This window comes from Pseudomonas flexibilis, assembly GCF_000802425.1.
Classification (GTDB): domain Bacteria; phylum Pseudomonadota; class Gammaproteobacteria; order Pseudomonadales; family Pseudomonadaceae; genus Serpens; species Serpens flexibilis.
Genome location: NZ_JRUD01000008.1, coordinates 41,660 through 57,975 on the forward strand (window position 1 = coordinate 41,660; position 16,316 = coordinate 57,975).

12 protein-coding genes and 3 pseudogenes are annotated in these 16,316 nt (G+C 65.4%); 7 read left to right on the top strand and 8 right to left on the bottom strand.

Going from position 1 to position 16,316, the window contains the following annotated elements:
- Positions 1–241 precede the first annotated feature (241 nt).
- Together SF06_RS06665 and SF06_RS06670 are read left to right on the top strand one after the other, a co-directional pair.
- Complete coding sequence (locus SF06_RS06665; protein WP_039560404.1) at positions 242–1,894, top strand: MBL fold metallo-hydrolase; 1,653 nt, start codon at positions 242–244, stop codon at positions 1,892–1,894.
- Positions 1,895–2,074: 180 nt separating this feature from the next.
- Positions 2,075–3,166, top strand: a complete 1,092-nt coding sequence (locus SF06_RS06670; RefSeq protein ID WP_039560405.1) for a TRAP transporter substrate-binding protein — start codon at positions 2,075–2,077, stop codon at positions 3,164–3,166.
- A gap of 153 nt (positions 3,167–3,319) precedes the next feature.
- Here the strand turns inward: SF06_RS06670 and SF06_RS06675 are convergent, their stop codons facing one another.
- Positions 3,320–3,952, bottom strand: a complete 633-nt coding sequence (locus tag SF06_RS06675) for a cation efflux transmembrane domain-containing protein (RefSeq protein ID WP_039560406.1) — start codon at positions 3,950–3,952, stop codon at positions 3,320–3,322.
- A gap of 68 nt (positions 3,953–4,020) precedes the next feature.
- Here SF06_RS06675 and SF06_RS06680 point away from each other — a divergent pair, with 68 nt between their 5' ends.
- On the top strand, positions 4,021–4,443 hold the full coding sequence (locus SF06_RS06680) for a MerR family DNA-binding protein (protein WP_039560408.1): 423 nt from the start codon (positions 4,021–4,023) through the stop codon (positions 4,441–4,443).
- Positions 4,444–4,522: 79 nt separating this feature from the next.
- The gene (locus SF06_RS06685) at positions 4,523–5,422 is read left to right on the top strand and encodes a prenyltransferase (RefSeq protein WP_039560409.1); all 900 of its coding nucleotides are present in this window, start codon (positions 4,523–4,525) and stop codon (positions 5,420–5,422) included.
- A gap of 117 nt (positions 5,423–5,539) precedes the next feature.
- Here the strand turns inward: SF06_RS06685 and SF06_RS18985 are convergent.
- The 4 genes and pseudogenes from SF06_RS18985 to SF06_RS06700 all read right to left on the bottom strand — a co-directional run.
- Positions 5,540–6,139, bottom strand: a pseudogene (locus SF06_RS18985) (methyl-accepting chemotaxis protein); the annotation flags it as partial.
- Between the two features lie 255 nt (positions 6,140–6,394).
- A pseudogene (locus SF06_RS18990) lies at positions 6,395–7,159 on the bottom strand (MCP four helix bundle domain-containing protein); the annotation flags it as partial.
- Between the two features lie 197 nt (positions 7,160–7,356).
- Positions 7,357–7,863, bottom strand: a pseudogene (locus tag SF06_RS18995) (methyl-accepting chemotaxis protein); the annotation flags it as partial.
- 1,134 nt (positions 7,864–8,997) lie between these two features.
- Entirely contained in the window at positions 8,998–9,939 is a 942-nt protein-coding gene (locus SF06_RS06700; RefSeq protein WP_039560412.1) for a class I SAM-dependent methyltransferase, read from the bottom strand.
- 65 nt (positions 9,940–10,004) lie between these two features.
- Between SF06_RS06700 and SF06_RS06705 the strand changes: the two genes are divergently transcribed.
- The 3 genes from SF06_RS06705 to SF06_RS06715 all read left to right on the top strand — a co-directional run bounded on the left by SF06_RS06705 (position 10,005) and on the right by SF06_RS06715 (position 11,651).
- On the top strand, positions 10,005–10,727 hold the full coding sequence (locus tag SF06_RS06705; protein WP_039560413.1) for an SIMPL domain-containing protein: 723 nt from the start codon (positions 10,005–10,007) through the stop codon (positions 10,725–10,727).
- A 125-nt stretch (positions 10,728–10,852) separates the two neighbouring features.
- Positions 10,853–11,212: a VanZ family protein gene (locus SF06_RS06710; RefSeq protein WP_027591216.1), complete on the top strand. Its 360-nt coding sequence runs from the start codon at positions 10,853–10,855 to the stop codon at positions 11,210–11,212.
- 13 nt (positions 11,213–11,225) lie between these two features.
- Entirely contained in the window at positions 11,226–11,651 is a 426-nt protein-coding gene (locus tag SF06_RS06715) for a DUF2141 domain-containing protein (RefSeq protein WP_027591217.1), read from the top strand.
- Positions 11,652–11,786: 135 nt separating this feature from the next.
- On the opposite strand, the gene SF06_RS06720 is transcribed toward SF06_RS06715, so the two are convergent.
- The 3 genes from SF06_RS06720 to SF06_RS06730 are packed head-to-tail and all read right to left on the bottom strand — an operon-like array spanning position 11,787 to position 16,316.
- Complete coding sequence (locus SF06_RS06720) at positions 11,787–15,011, bottom strand: DUF6701 domain-containing protein (protein WP_139326707.1); 3,225 nt, start codon at positions 15,009–15,011, stop codon at positions 11,787–11,789.
- Complete coding sequence (locus SF06_RS06725) at positions 15,008–15,406, bottom strand: hypothetical protein (RefSeq protein ID WP_039560416.1); 399 nt, start codon at positions 15,404–15,406, stop codon at positions 15,008–15,010. The genes SF06_RS06720 and SF06_RS06725 overlap by 4 nt, the downstream gene beginning before the upstream one ends.
- Positions 15,396–16,316, bottom strand: a complete 921-nt coding sequence (locus SF06_RS06730; protein ID WP_052199745.1) for a PilW family protein — start codon at positions 16,314–16,316, stop codon at positions 15,396–15,398. The genes SF06_RS06725 and SF06_RS06730 overlap by 11 nt, the downstream gene beginning before the upstream one ends.

Below are 16,316 nucleotides of genomic sequence, written 5' to 3' on the forward strand. Positions count from 1 at the left end.
CCACCTTCGATTTATTTCTCAAAAAAGCTTGGTAGGGAAATTCCCCAACCGAGACTGGCCTCAGGAAAAGCCAAAAAGGAGTCCTGAAGTGCCTCGAATCATCCCCCGCTCAATCGCGCTGACCGCGCAATCGCCCCCGTGTACCGCGACCTGATCGCCGTCACGCATATCTGAATAATCCAATCCGCGATCCGGCGCCAAAGCGCCAGGGATCCACGCAGTCCGAAAAAAGGAAACCATCATGTTGAAAATGAAATTTGTCGGCGCAATCGAAGGCGTAACCGGCTCCTGCACCTGGCTTCACCACACCGATTCGGACACGCAATTGCTGGTGGACTGTGGCATTCATCAGGGCGACGAGAACTTCGTCTGGCAAAACAGCCAACCGTTTCCGTTCGATCCCAAGAAAATCAAATATGTGTTTCTGACCCATGCCCATCTCGATCATTGCGGCCTGCTCCCACGCCTGATCAAGGAGGGTTTCACGGGCGCAGTCTATGCCACCCAGGCCACCCAGGAGCTCACCCGGCTCATGCTCAAGGACGCCGGCCGCATCTCCGGCGAGTACAGCGAGGAGGACGTGGAGCGGATTCGCTGGCGTCCCGTGGATCGCAATGACGACTTCCGCTGGGGTACGCACATCGTCCCCCTCTCCAGCGGACTGGTCATGCGTTATCTGCGCAGCAGCCATATCCTCGGCGCGTGCATGTTCAATCTCTCCTGGAAAGTACCCAAACCGGGCAATCCCGCCGAACTGGTCGACAGGAACATCTGCTTCAGCGGTGATATTGGGTGCCAAAGCGCGGAAAATCCCTACCTGCCGCTGATGAAGGATGGGCATAACCCTTTCCCTTCGGGCACTGACTACATTGTGGTTGAGTCCACTTATGGTTCCCGGGTGCGCGATACCCAATACCTCTGCGCGGACAATCGCCTAGCCCGGCTCGGGCAGGCAATTGTCCACACCCTTTTCGACAAGGGCGGCAAGGTGCTGATCCCCGCGTTTTCGCTGCACCGCACCCAGGAATTGCTCATGGACTTGCTGCGCTGGATGAAACAGGAACTTCCCCGCCATCGGCGCGGCATTGAAAAACCGGTCAGCACCCTTGTCCATGCTCCGCTTGGGCTGTCCGTAACGCGCATCTATGCCAACGAACTGTTCAGCCGCAGCCCCAAGGGCAAGTTCAAATACTTCAACTCGGCCCTCTGCGAGCGGCTCAACATGTCGGCGGAAGCCATACAGCAGCTTTTACAGCGTCTGGTCGAACACCAAGACGTCAACGGGTATGGCTATGAACTGCGCATGCTCAACCCGAAAGGAAAAAACGTCTCGCACACTGTCGAGGCCCATCAGGTGATTGTGTCCAGCGCCGGCATGTGCGATGCCGGTCCGGTTGTCGACTACCTGGAGTACATGGCCGGGGATCCCCGCAACAGCATCCTCCTCACCGGGTTCCAGTCGCCTGGAACCCGGGGGCACGAGCTGATGGGGTACGCGTCATCTCAACCACGCCCACTGCATGAACTGGAAGCCGGCCATGCGGAGGTCATCGACCTGTCCGCGTTCTATTCGGCGCACGCGGACCGCAAGATGCTGCTGGAGTTCCTCTTCCAGACCGATGGTTTCTCAGCGAACACCCCGGCGACCGTTTTTCTCAATCACGGCGACTACAAAAGCAAGCGCTCCTTGCAGGAAGCCATTCTTGAGCGCGCGGCAGAGAAAAGAGCGGGGGAACGCCCCATTGCCGAGGTGCGAATTGCCGATGGGCGCTGGATTAATCTGGACAACTGCCAACCGCTTCCAGAATCCCTGAACGCGGCAGGTTCCTCGGAGACCCACGAGATAGCACGACTGCGCCAGGAAATCGAAGCGCTGCGGGCCCTGCTGGATTGACCGGCACGACCACTCGGCTTGTTAAGTCCGCCAACGCTGGATTATTGTGCGCGACGCCCGCAGCCTCTGGCACGCGGGCTCTGCCTCGCTCCGCCCAGGCAATTCGGCACCGGACCGCGGTCTCCCCGCCCCCGGAACCGACCGGGCGGGGCCCAACCTTCCGCGAGGGGAACACTCCTGATGAATCGCCGCCAACTGTTCGGTGCCACTTCGGCGCTACTGCTGGCTCTCGGCCTGGCCGGGTGCAAGGACGAACAACAATCACAAGCCACCGCCGCCGCGCCGGTGGAAACCGTGCACTGGAAACTGGTCACCACCTGGCCGAAGAACTATCCGGGCCTGGGCACCGGGGCCGATGACTTCGCCAAGCGCGTCGAGCGCATGAGCAACGGCCGCCTGGTCATCAAGACCTACGCCGCCGGCGAGCTGGTGCCAGCCCTGGAAGTCTTCGATGCCGTGTCGCGCGGCACCGCGCAGATGGGCCACGGCCCCTCCTATTACTGGAAGGGCAAGGTGCCGGCAGCACAGTTCTTCACCTCGGTGCCCTTCGGCCTGACCACCATGGAGTTCAACTCCTGGGTCACCTACGGCGGCGGCATGCAGCTGTGGGAAGAAGCCTACGCGCCGCACGGCGTGAAGCCACTGCTGGGCGGCAACTCCGGCATGCAGATGGGCGGCTGGTTCAACAAGGAAATCAACAGCGTCGACGACCTCAAGGGCCTGAAGATCCGCATGCCGGGTCTGGGCGGCGAAGTCATCGGCAGCATCGGCGCCACGCCGATCATCGTCCCCGGCAGCGAGGTGTTCACCGCCCTGCAGACCGGCATGATCGACGCCACCGACTGGGTCAGCCCGTACAACGACCTGGCTTCCGGCATCCACAAGGCCGCCAAGTACTACTACTACCCGAGCTGGGCCGAACCGCAGGCCGCCATCGAGCTGCTGATCAACAAGGCCGCCTGGGATGAACTGCCCGCCGACCTGCAGGCGATCCTCGAAGAGGCCGCCCGGGGCTCGCTGCAGCTGATGATCGACGAGTACGTCTACAACAACGCCAAGGCGCTGCAGGAACTGCAGAAGCAGGGCGTGATCCTGAAGAAGTTCCCGGACACCGTGCTCGCCGCGCTGCAACAGCAATCCGAGCAGGTGATGGACAAGTTCGCCGCCGAGAGCGACCTGAACCAGCGCATCTGGACCTCCATGAAGCAGTTCCGCGAGCTGGCCACGCCGATGGGCGAAGCCACCGACAAGAACATCTACGAATGGCGCTGATGCCGCGCTGATCCGGATGTACAGCAAAGCCCCGGCCTCGCCAGAGACCGGGGCTTTTTTGATCCCCCACCGCCCGCAACCGCCGCACCGCCGGCCTGCACGAAAGAGCATCGCGGCTGTTGCCGCTCCTACAGGAAAGCGCGCAGCGGCAGCTCAGTGCCGGTGACCGGCGTGCGCCTGCTCACCGTTCAACTCACCGCGCGCCTGCAGCAGGATCTGCGTCGCGGCACTGGTCGCCAGGCTGGCCATGATGCCGGCCACCAGCAGGTCCGGCCAGGCGCTGCCGGTGCCGAACACGCCCAGCGCGGCCATCAGCACCGCGAGGTTGCCCAGCGCATCGTTGCGCGAACAAAGCCAGACGCTGCGCATGTTGCTGTCGCCCTCGCGGTAGGCGTAGAGCAGCGCCGCCACGCCGACGTTGGCCAGCAGCGCCAGGGTGCCCACTACGCCCATGGTCGGCGCGCTCGGTACCGTGCCGCTGACCAGATGCCACAGGGCGGTGGCCAGCACTGCGATGCCGAACAGCAGCATGCACAGCGCCTTGAACAGCGAGGCCCGTGCCCGCGCCACCACCCCCATGCCCAGCACCAGCAGACTGATGCCGTAGTTGGCAGCGTCGCCGGCGAAATCCAGCGAGTCTGCCAGCAGGGATACCGACCCGGCCGTGAAGCCGGCGCCGATTTCCACCACGAACATGGTGAAGTTCACCACCAGCGCGATCCACAAAATCTTCCGGTAACGGCCCGACCGCAGCGCGGTCGCGTGACTGCAGCAATTGGCTCCCATGGAGTCTCCTTGGTGTTTTTCAGAACTGGCCGTAGGCTAAAGCCTGTAGTTGCTACAGGGTCAAGACCATGTCCACTCCCCTCACCATCGGCGCATTGAGCAAGCAAAGCGGCGTCAACGTGGAGACCATCCGCTTCTATGAGCGCTCCGGCCTGCTGCCCGCGCCCCAGCGCACCCCGTCCGGCTACCGCAGCTACCGCGCCGAGGACGTCCGCCGGCTGCGCTTCATCCGCCGCGGTCGGGAGCTGGGCTTCAGCCTGGAGGAAATCCGCGAACTGCTGGAACTGGCCGCCCACCCGCAACAACCCTGCGCCAGCGCCGACCGCATGGTCCGCGAGCATCTGGATGCCATCGATACACGCATCCGCGACCTGCAGAACCTGCAGCAGGAACTGCGCAAGCTGGGCAACTGCCCGAGTGCCGAGGCCGAGCACTGCCGGCTGCTCGAAGCTCTGGACGAGCGCCACTGCTGCCAGCACCCGGACGACTGAGCCCCATCAATACCGGCCGCGCGGTTTGCTGGCAGAGTGCGCGGCCCTGCCCTCCCGATACCGGAAAAGGAACATCGAAATGAGCGAAACCTGGGCCTGGCTGGGCGTGGCGCGTGGGCGCTTTCTGCCGCTGACGCTGAGTTGCGTGGCGCTCGGACTGGCGCTGGCCCTGCCGCCGGCTCCACCCGCATCGCTGCCGTTCGGCGAAGCCCTCCTCGTACTGATTGGCGCGCTGGCTGCCCACGTGGCGGTCAACGCCCTCAACGAGTACGGCGATTACCGCAGCGGGCTGGACCTGCGCACCCGGCGCACCGCCTTCAGCGGTGGCAGCGGCACGCTGGTGGCGCATCCGCAGCTGCTCGGCCGCACCCTGCTGCTGGGCATTGGCAGCCTATTGACCTGCGCGCTGATCGGCCTGTTCTTCCTGCTGCGCCAGCCGCAGCTGTTTGCCAGCCTGGCGCCCCTGGGGTTGGCCGGCCTGCTGCTGGTGCTGGCGTATACCCCCTGGCTGACCCGCCATCCCTGGCTCTGCCTGTTCGCCCCGGGCCTCGGCTTCGCCCTGATGGTGCTTGGCGCGCGTCTGGTGCTCGGCGGCCCGCTGGACAGTGGCGACCTGCTGCTGACCCTGGTGCCGCTGCTGCTGTGCAACAACCTGCTGCTGCTCAGCCAGATTCCTGACATCGACGCCGACCGCGCCGCCGGCCGCCGCACGCTGCCCATGCAGATCGGTGTTGCCGGAGCGCTGCGGGTGGCGCTGCGGCACTGGCTGCTGGCCTATGGCGTCTTGTTGGCGGCCCTGTGGCAGCGCGAACTGGCCGGCGCCGCGCTGGGCTTGCTGACCCTGCCGCTGGCACTGCGCGCCGCCTGGCTGCTGCGCCGCAATGCGCTGGAACCGCAACGCCTGCTGCCGGCCCTGGGACTGAACGCGGCAGTCAGCGTGGGAACGCCGCTGCTGATGGCGGTGGGGCTGCTGATCTGACGCATCAGAACCTGCGGTGCCGCCCCAGACCTTGGCGGCCAGAACGACGCCGACCGCCCTACCCCGAACGGAGCCGCAGTTGAAATCCCTCCTTCCGCAAGCAGGGCGACACACCCCTCAAAGCTGGAAGCGACTGGTCAGCCGGTTCAGGTCGGTGGCCAGGCGCGCCAGCTCGTCGCTGGCTGCCGAGGTCTGCTGGGCGCCGGCGGCGCTCTGCTGGGCGATGTCGCGGATGGTCACCAGGTTGCGGTCCACTTCGCGGGCCACCTGGGCCTGTTCCTCGGCGGCGCTGGCGATCACCAGGTTCATCTCGTTGATCTGGCTGATGCGTTCGGCGATGCGTCCCAGCGCCTGGTCGGCGCGCCCGGCCATGCCCTGGCTATGGGTCGCGACTTCGCTGCTTTCGTGCATTTCCCGGACCGCCGCCTGGGTTGCGGTCTGGATAGCGCCGATCATGCGCTCGATTTCCTGGGTCGAGCTGTGGGTGCGTTGCGCCAGGCTGCGCACCTCGTCGGCCACTACCGCAAAGCCGCGCCCTGCCTCGCCGGCACGCGCCGCCTCGATGGCCGCGTTGAGGGCCAGCAGGTTGGTCTGGTCGGCGATGCCCTGGATCACCACCAGCACCTGGCCGATGGATTCCGCCTCGGCCGCCAGACGCTCGACGGTGGCTGCCGTCTGGCCCAGCTTGCCGCCCAGCTGATCGATGCTCTCGCGGGTCGCCGCCACCTGGCGCAGACCGTCACGGGCCTCGCGCTCGACCTCGCCGGAGGCCGTCGAGGTGCGGGTGGCGTTGCCGGCCACTTCGTCCACGGCGGTGGACATCTCCGTGACCGCCGTGGCGGCCTGCTGCACTTCGTCATTCTGGCGGGTGATGCCGCGCGCGGTGTCGTCGGTCACCGCGTGCAGCTCCTCGGCGGCCGAGGCCAGCTGGGTGGCCGAGCCCTGGATGCGCTGCAGGGTATCGCGCAGGTTCTGCTGCATCTGCTGCACCGAACGCTGCACCTCGGTGATCTCGTCACGACCGACCGGGTTCAGCGGTTGGGTCAGATCCCCTTCCGCCACGCGGCCAGCGGCCTGCTTGAGCGTGTCCAGCGGGCCCATGATGCTGCGCAGCAGCAGCGCGGCCAGCCCCGCGCCGAGCGCCAGCAGCACCACGATGACGCCGATGGTGATCCGCTGGTTGGTTTCGTAACGGGCCACGGACTCGTCGTACACGGCACGGGACGCCTGCAGCTGGACATCCATCAGGGCATTAATGGCCGCGGAGATCGGATCGATGCGGCCATACAGCTCGGTGTCCACGAACTGCTGCAGGTCGAAGGAGTTCTTGCTGCGCAGGATCTCGCGCAGGTTGCTCAGCGGGGCGCGCAGGTCCTGCATCATCGGCTCGATACGCGCCACCAGTTGCTGCTCGTCCTCCAGCAGGAAGGTACCCAGGTAACGCTTCCAGGCCCGGTCGATGTCCGCCAGGGCCTTGTCCACATCACCCAGCGCCTGTTCGTAGGACATCAGGCCGAGATTGGCCTTCTGCGCGGCGTCGACAATCTGCACGGCATACATGTCCGACACCACCTTGAGTTCGCGCAGCGGGACGACGCGGTCCAGGTACATCGAGTTCAGCCCCACCAGGCTGCGTTGCTGGGCGACCAGCGACACCACGCCAGTGATCAGGGTACCGAGCAGCATCATGCCGACCAGCAGCAGCAGACGGGTGCGTATGGTCCAGTTTTGCAACATGGCCTTCTCCTTGAAGTGAACACGGCGAAACGCCGAAGCACATCGGCGCTTCGGCCCTCGGAAGCTTCCCCAGAGGGGACACGCAGACGCTGGCAGTCGGTTTATAGGGTTCTGGTAGCCCGCCGCAGCGGGTCCGACGCGCCGTTATCGGCAGCAGATGCCGAAAATTGAGTCCATTTTCGGCACCCCCACTCGATCTAGAGCTGGAAGCGGCTGGTCAGGCGGGTCAGATCGGTGGCCAGGCGCGTCAGCTCGTCGCTGGCGGCCGAGGTCTGCTGGGCGCCGGCGGCGCTCTGCTGGGCGATGTCGCGGATGGCCACCAGGTTGCGGTCCACTTCGCGGGCCACCTGGGCCTGCTCCTCGGCGGCGCTGGCGATCACCAGGTTCATCTCGTTGATCTGCCCGACCCGTTCGGCGATGCGCGCCAGGGCCTGGTCGGCCTGCCCGGCCATGCCCTGGCTGTGCGCGGCCACTTCGCTGCTTTCATGCATTTCCCTGACGGCAGCCTGGGTGGCGCTCTGGATGGCGCCGATCATCCGTTCGATCTCCTGGGTCGAACTGCGCGTGCGCTGCGCCAGGCCGCGCACCTCGTCGGCCACCACCGCAAAGCCGCGTCCGGCGTCTCCGGCGCGGGCCGCCTCGATGGCCGCGTTGAGGGCCAGCAGGTTGGTCTGGTCGGCGATGGCCTGGATCACCACCAGCACCTGGCCGATGCTTTCGCGGGTCGCCGCCACCTGGCGCAGGCCGTCGCGGGCTTCCTGCTCGGCGTCGCTGGACGCCGTCGAGGTACGCGTGGCGTTGCCAGCCACCTCGTCCACGGCGGTGGACATCTCGGTGACCGCCGTGGCGGCCTGCTGGACTTCGTCGTTCTGGCGAGCGATGCCGCGCGCGGTGTCCTCGGTGACCGCGTGCAGTTCCTCGGAGGCCGACGCCAGTTGGGTGGCCGAACCCTGGATGCGTCCGATCAGCGTGGCCAGCTGCTCCTGCATTTCGCGGGTGGCGAACAGGATGCTGCTGCGATCATCCGCCGCCACCGGCAGCTTCTGGGTGAGATCGCCATTGGCTATCCGGCGCAGCGCCAGCGCCGCCTCGGCGGGCTCGCCGCCCACCTGACGAAAGACGCCACGACCGACCAGCAGCGTGGCGCCAGCCACCAGCAGCAGGGTGGCCAGGCTGATGAACAGAGCCATGCGCGAAGACGCATCGAGCCCGGCCACCAGCGACACGTAGCCGGCATCGGCTTCCTGGTCGCTTTGCTTCACCAGTTCCAGCAACGGACCGCGCAGGGCGCGCCAGGCCGGGGTTTCCTGTTCGACCAGCAGCAAGCGCGCCTCGATGAGCTCGCCGACCCGGACTCGCTCGATGACTTGCGCCTGGAGCGGCGGCCAGGCACGCAGGTGGCGCCGCAGCGTCTCGGCATCGGCGACATGCTCAGGATCGTTCGCCAACAGGGCGACCAGCCGCTCACCGGCGGAATTAAGGTTTTCCAGGGCCGCCTGATGGTTCTTGTACGCCTGTTGATTCGCGGGATCGATCAGGATGTTGCGCAACGCCTGCCCCATCTGCAGGCCGTTGGCATAGGTCTCGGTAGCCAGCTGGCTGAGCGCCACGTGATGCTCCACGAACTCGACCAGTTGGTCCTTGGCGCGCTGCGCATAGAACAGCGTCACTGCTGCCAGTACCAGCACCCCGAGCACGCTGGCGCAGCCCAGCAGCCACAGACGCGCCTTGAGCGTTTGCGTGCGGTTATCCATCACTCCCCCTTTTGTACTGGCGAATGGGCCTTGCGTGGCCCGTTAGGGCGTTTATCGGAAACAAACGGCGAAACTTGACGCATGTCACGACGCGTCGCGGAAAACCAGTGCCTTCAATCCACCGTGCGGATCGATATCGGCGAACTCCGGCGGGTTCTCCAGCCGCTGCTCGAAGCGCAGGCTCGGCGCCTCGCTGGCCATACCCTCGATCAGGAAAGCGGCGTCGATGTCCGGCGCGTTGATGCAGGCCAGCACCCCTCCGCCCGGCGTCAGCAATTCCGGCAGCTTGCGCAGGATCTTGGCGTAGTCGCGGGTCAGCGCGAAGCTGCCCTTCTGGAAGCTGGGCGGGTCGATGATGACCAGGTCATACGGCCCTTCCCGGCGCACCCGGCCCCAGGACTTGAACAGTTCATGGGGCAGAAAGCTCACCCGCCCCAGGTCATGACCGTTGAGTCGGTGATTGTCCCGGCCACGCGCCAGGGCGGCGCCAGCCATGTCCAGGTTGACCACCCGCTCGGCGCCGCCGGCCAGGGCCGCCACCGAGAAGCCGCAGGTGTAGGCGAAGAGGTTGAGCACCCGCTTGCCGGCCGCATTGTCGCGCACCCAGCGGCGCCCGTAGCGCATGTCGAGGAACAGCCCGCTGTTCTGCTTGCGGCCCAGATCCAGCTGGTAGCGCAGGCCGTCCTCGGTGATCTGCCAGCCGTCCAGTGCCTCGCCGACCAGGAACTCGGTCGGGCTGCCGGGCTGGTAACGCAGGTGCAGCAACAGATGACGGGCACCGCTGCCCTGCCAGGCAGCCGACTCGCCTAGGCGCAGCAGCAGCGCGCGCAGCGCCTCAAGGCCGTCGCCCTCCGGCTCGCGGAACAGCGACACCAGCAGCACGCCTTCCAGCCAGTCGACCGTAAGCTGCTCCAGACCCGGCCAGCAACGGCCGCGACCATGCAGCAGGCGGCGGGTCTCGGCGGGCGGCGAGACCAGCGCATCGAGCACACACTGCTCCAGTGTGGCGAGGGCGTCGGGGTTCATTGGCGGTGGCACCTGCAAAAAAAAGCCGGCATTGTACTCGCCTCGCTGCCTACCGGAGAGCCACCATGCCCGTGACCCGTTTCGGAATCGTCCCCGCCCTTATCCTCGGAGCCGCGTTGGCCTTCGCTGGCTGGTCAGTGGGCCAGGGTATCGAGCGTTTTCGCCTGGCAGACCGTTCGGTGACCGTGAAGGGGCTGGCCGAGCTGGACGTGAAGAGCGACTTCGCCATCTGGACCCTGGGCTTCCGCCGGGGCGGATCGAGTTTCGACGAAGTGCAGCGCCAGCTGGCCGCGGACCGCCAGCGGGTGGTCGCCTTCCTGAGCGAGCAGGGCTTTACCGCCGAGGAAATCGAGGTGCGCCCACTGCAGGTGCAGGACCTGCTGGCCCGTGAATGGGGCAACAGCGACGTGGCGCTGCGCTTCACCGGCCAGGGACAGGTGCTGGTGAAGTCCTCCCGCGTGGATGCCGTGGCCAAGGCCGCCAACGCCAGCGATCCGCTGATCCAGGCCGGCATCCAGCTGGAGAACCCCGACGGCTTCGCCGGACCCCGCTACCAACTGCGCGGCTTCAACGAAGTCAAACCGCAGCTCCTCGAAGAAGCCACCCGCAACGCCCGCGAACAGGCCGCCAAATTCGCCGCCGACGCCGGCGCCACCCTGGGCGATCTGAGAAGCGCCAACCAGGGCGTGATCCGCGTACTCGACGACGACGGCAGCGACATGGACAGCTCGCGCACCATCGGCAAGCGCCTGCGTGTGGTCAGCACCTTCCAGTTCGCCCTGGAGTGATGCGAAGCGGCCCCGGTGGGCGACCGTCCCTGTGGGGCACTACCCTGTAGGGCCGGCTTCACGCCGGCCGGAATACACCCGCCGCCCTGTACCCGCTGCTTCCGCTTTCACCGCAAGGACCACCCATGCACCTGCTCCACCGCATTCCCCTTTCGCTCTGGCGCCTGGCCTTCACCGCCTGCCTGCTTGCCGTGCTGGTGCTCGCCCTGCTTCCCGATCCCGACCCACGCCTGAGCACCGGCTGGGACAAGGGCAACCACCTGCTGGCCTTTGCCAGCCTGGCGTTTCTGGGCTGCATGGCGCTGCGCGGCCGCCGGCTGATGATCACGGCGGGCCTGCTCGGCTATGGCGTGCTCATCGAGCTGCTGCAGGGCCTGACCGGCTACCGGTTCGCCGAATGGGCCGACCTGCTGGCCGATGGCCTGGGCATCGCCCTCGGCCTGCTGGCTTACGTTGTGCTGCGCCCCCGTGTTTCCCACCCTTGAAGGACCTACCACCATGTTCCGCCCCGTCTTCCTCCTGCTCCCCGCCCTGCTCGCCAGCGCCACCGCCTTGGCCGACAACCGACTGACCATCGAACTGACCGGCATCCAGCACGACCGCGGTGAGCTGAGCGTCGGCCTGTACCAGGACCCCAAGACCTTCCGCAAGGAACCCCAGGCGTTCCAGGTGCACAAGCTGCCGGCCACCCCGGGCACTGCCACCCTGACCCTGGAAAACCTGCCCGCCGGCCGCTACGCGATCATGGCCTACCACGACGAGGACGGTAACGGCGAACTCAACCGCCGCTTCGGCATGTTCCCCACCGAAGGCTACGCGCTGTCCAACAACCCCACGGTGATGGGCCCGCCGAGCTTCGAGGACAGTGCGTTCGAGGTGGTGGAGGGTGGGGAGAATCGGGTGGTCTTGGAGGTGAGGTACTAAGGCGGTGCCGGCCTCCGGACCTTTAGTGGGCGGCTTCAGCCGCGATGCTTTTGTGCGCCCCAGCCCACGCGCATCGCGACTGAAGTTGACTCCACGGAAGCAGGCCGGATTGCCGAACTTCATTCACAACCCAGCTCAGCGCCCGATCACCTCGCGGCGGAAGATGATCTTCTCGTTTCCCTTGTAGATGCCGAAGGTGGCTAGGCCGCTGGGGTTCTCGAAGCCATCGCCCTTCCAGTCGTATGTCAGCCAGTCGGGGACCTGCGGCGTGACGACTACGCTCCCTTCGCCACCCGGGCCGGGAGCGGTCAGGCGGATCACGCCCCTGCCCTGGGCCAGCGCTGAAACCTGCGCCTGGGTTTTGCCCTCCAGTTGTCCGGTGTACGGACCCAACTGCACACCGGTGATCACCGCGCAGGCATCGCTGCCATCCGGCACGAAGGCATTGCCGGACTGCCAGGTTTCCACCTGATAGGGCAGATCCAGCGGTGCGTGCTCGGGGCCATGGGCGCTACCCACACGGATTCGGCCTAGGCGGATCTCGCCGCCCGGCGTCTGGAAGCCGAATGGCTCGGATACGAAATCCGCACCACTGCCCGCACCGTGGCGGGTTCCATCGCTGTCACTCAATTGCCCGGCGGCAATCATCATCAGCAGATTCGGCGAAAAGGGCACATCGCTGGCCGCGGGACCGGTGCCGGCACGCTGGTAGACCATGTGGCCCGCCGTGAGCAGGTAAGCCTTTTCACCATCACCCGACGTAGCGTCGGGTATCACCTTGAAGTCGCCGGAACCGGATAACCGCGAGGCATCCTGCACCTGGCCCGGAGCAAAACTCAGGGTCGGGGCCAGGGTATCCCCCAGCTTCCAGAAAGCGCCCCGGTCATAGTTGCGCGTCACTGCCCCGTTGCTGCTCTTGCCTGTGATCGTGAGCTCGGGCGTCACAGCGTACTCGATGGGCTGGTCCTGGTAGCTGAAGGAGCCCGTCGCCGACACACATCCGGCCTTGAGCTCCGGCGTGTTGAGGCGCGCCTGAAGATAGGCCGGTGCGAAGCGCCCAAAAGGAGCGCTTTGGCTCATGAAGTCCGAGCCGCCAAGATAGCCGGTGCTGTGCACCTCGATAGAGAAGATGCCCACCTCGTGCAGCTTCTGCTGCAGCTCGTGACGCCCGCCCAAGGGATGGGCGTAACGGTCGATCTCCAACGGGCCGTCGACGCCATCGTCCAGCTCCTGAACGAGTGCGCGCAGCTCCAGCGGGCCGGTGAAATTCGGGGTCGGCTGCGCCGCACAGAGATTGCCATCGGCTGGCAGCGCCACCGGGGTGATACGCAGGTCGAAGGGGTCACCAGCACGCACGGTATTCCCAGCCGGCGCGAACAGCGGACAATCGGCATCGCTGCACCCCGAAAGGTATGCGCCCGTCTCGATGCAGAACCCGTAGGGCCGGGATACGACGGTCGTGCTGCCTTGCATGTCGAGCCCGTCTTCCGCCCCGCTGCCCAGATAGCGGACGTGCAGATCCAAGGCCCCGGCATCGTCATAGTGGATCGGGAACCCGCTGCGTGCCTGGGCATCGAAGCGCAGGGTTCTCAGGCTGGCGTCGCCAGCATGCGTACCGATGCTGCCGCCGGCAATCAACACCACCCGAGATCCGCTGTCCGGCGCACTGTAGGCCGACCAGAGCGCCACCGTCCGCTCGCTGCTGGCGAAGCTACCATCCGCCACGCAGGCGCCACTGCTCTCGTCCAGGCGCATCGCTTGCACCTCGGCGGCCACCTGCTGGCCGGCAATCAGGGCAGGAACACGAATCGCGAAGCCGCTCTCCAGAATTTCCAGCCCACAGTCCCCGCGGTTGCAGCGATAGGGTTCGCCAACCAACCCCAGCTGCAGCAGGCCGGGTATCCGTTTCAGATACGCGGTGGCCGTGTCGCTATCCGCAAAGGTCACCGTACCGTTGCCGAGCCAGCGATTGGCCGGCGTCAAGGTCAGGGTTTTGGTCACGGGCACAGTGCGGGAACAGCTGGCGTCGGCGCAGGCACGGATGAGCACCGGGATGGGTTCGCAACTGAATTGCGGGGTAGAAAACGAAAGTCGGTAATGGTCGACAACATGGCCACCCGAGTTATCACATAGATCCCCCAAGTCCACAGGATCCACGTACTCAACAATGGACTCTTGCCCAATGTAGACATTGCGCCCGGTTATACCGCCGCGGTAGCGGGCGCCGCCGCTGAAGTTGATCCGGACATCGCCCGCGGCATAGACAAAGGCGGGAATGTCCTTCTGGCTGTTTAGGGTGATATCACCGGTGGCGTACATCAGCAGTTCGCCGGGTGCGAAGCCCTCGAACTGGGCAGCATAGGCCAGTTGAATGTCGCCCCTCACAAACAGGCGCACCGTCCCGGCGCCCGGTAACTTGCGAATCCGGCTGGCAACACTGGCATCCAGGTCGCCGTCGATCCAGTAGCTGCCGGTGCCCAGCTCGAAAGTGGCGTTGTAGTCAGGCCTGAGGATGCCCATATAGCGATCCTCTGTGCCCTCCGGGTAGGTGATGGTCGCCGAGTTGCCCTTGGCGAACTGCCGGGCGAATACACCACCTTCCACTTTCGCGTGGGTTCCGAATTCGACTTTGCCAGTGGCATGGATGGAACCGGGAAACCGGAAGTTCTCGCCAACCTGCACGTCGCCCTGTACGTAAAGCTCGATCTGTCCCGGCGAGAATCCCTCGAAGCGCATGTAGCCGGACTTGAAACTGCCTCTCACATACAGGCGCACCACCCCGGCGCTACCGACTTGCGGACGAATGACAGTCTGCTCGGCGTTGGTAAAGGAACCGTCTATCCAGTACTCGCCGGGAGCAAATTCCAGGGCGGACTTGTAGCGTGTCGTCACGCCACGCATGAGGTAGGTTCCGCCAATGCTCGTGAAGCGCAGGGTCGATTCCTGAGCCACGGTAACCGCGCCATAGTCGCCCGCGATCTTCGACAGCTCCTTTGCGCTTTCCGTAGCTAGAGGACCATCCACTGCGTTGCCAGTGCGGAAAATGCCCGGCATCAAGGAGCCTGCCTGAAAGGCAGGGGCCGAACTGGCGGCATGTTTCCCGGTCGCAGTGCATTTCACCCCATCGCACAGTCCCACCTGATCCCCCCACGAATGGGTGTGGGTAACGGTGGGGGCGTTCAGTGTCGGGCCGCTACCATAGACCCGCGACTTGTAGCCCATCTGGATGAAGCCCGTGGGCGAATGGCTCTGGATGCCGCCCGGAAAGACCTGCGTGCATTGCAGGGCGGCCTGGGCGAGCGAGGCGAACAGGTAGGCGAACAGGCCGACAAGTCCGGAGAGTAAAGAACGAGTCGTCACGGTGCGTCCTCTTCCAGAACAGCTTCCAGCTTACGGTGTACATGGTCCGGGCTGCCCGGAGTGGAGTAGTCGGCCGTGGCCCGTACCATGCATAACACCACTCCCGCTTCCGGCGGCCGGGGTATGAACTGCACCGTTACCTCGAATGCATCCAAGGCAAAGAGCTCCAGACTCATCGCACAGGTTTTCTGATTCACGAACTGAGAAATCCCCCACTCCAGTCCCGCCCGTGCCGCCTGGTGGGCGCGTGCCTGCTGCAACGCCAGGCTGCTGGTGCTGTGCTGGGTCGCAGCCAGGCGGGCCATTGCGGCGACCACGCCGGCAACGACGAGGATCAGAAACAGCGCGGCGACGAGGCCGAAGCCGCGTTGGGCGGGGGCGAATTCAAGGCGCATTGTCGACGTGGACCTGCTGGATAAGGCTGATGGTTTCGCCGCCCTTGCTCAGGGACAAACGCAGGGTGATAAGGGCGTTGCGGGTGTGCGTTCCGTGCAGGTAGGTGAAAGCGCAGTGGGAGACGCTGTCGGCCAACGGTGTACGACTCAGGGGCGGTTTCGTCAGATCCAGCGTGTCGAAGGTCTCCCGCCATAACACCCCCCTAGCAAGATCGCAGCGGTAGCGCACGGCCTCGCGCGCCAGATATAGGCGACGTTGCGGAGAAGCAAAGGCAAAGCGGAAACCGATTGCGTCCTTCACGACCAGACGTTGCGAGGAACCTGATACATCCAGTTCAAACCGCGCGTTGGAGGGGGTGACCACACCTGGAGCCTGATATGCCCAAAGATTCTGGCCATCCACAGGCACACCACCCGACTCGGCGCCTAGGTTGTAAATCACCAGCCAACGCGACTCGACGACAGATGCCGCTTCCAGATCGGTAACCATGCTGATACGACAAGGGTCGGTGTCACATATCGGCGGATCGTGCAGAACACCGTGTTCGTCCAGGCTGCCCTGGTAGCGCCCAACCTCGTGCAGCGGCACGAAATCCAGCCCGTTTGTTCCGGGCGATTCCCGCACGGAGTTGGGCACCGCCATCCGAATATCCCTGGCCATGCGGTTCAATGCCGTCGCGGCCTGATCGGTCAATTCCGCCCGGCGGCTCTGATCGACGAAGCCCTGTAACGGGCGCGACAGCACGGTAGAGATCAGCACCGCCACCACCCCGGCCAGGGCGATGACCAGCACGAGCTCGACCAGGGTGAAGCCGTGCTGTCCCCGAAGCGGGGTGGCTTGTGGGTTGCCCTGGAGCGGCGGCCTGGTGGACAGGACAACGTTGTCCACCCTACGGGGTGAAAGGCGCAT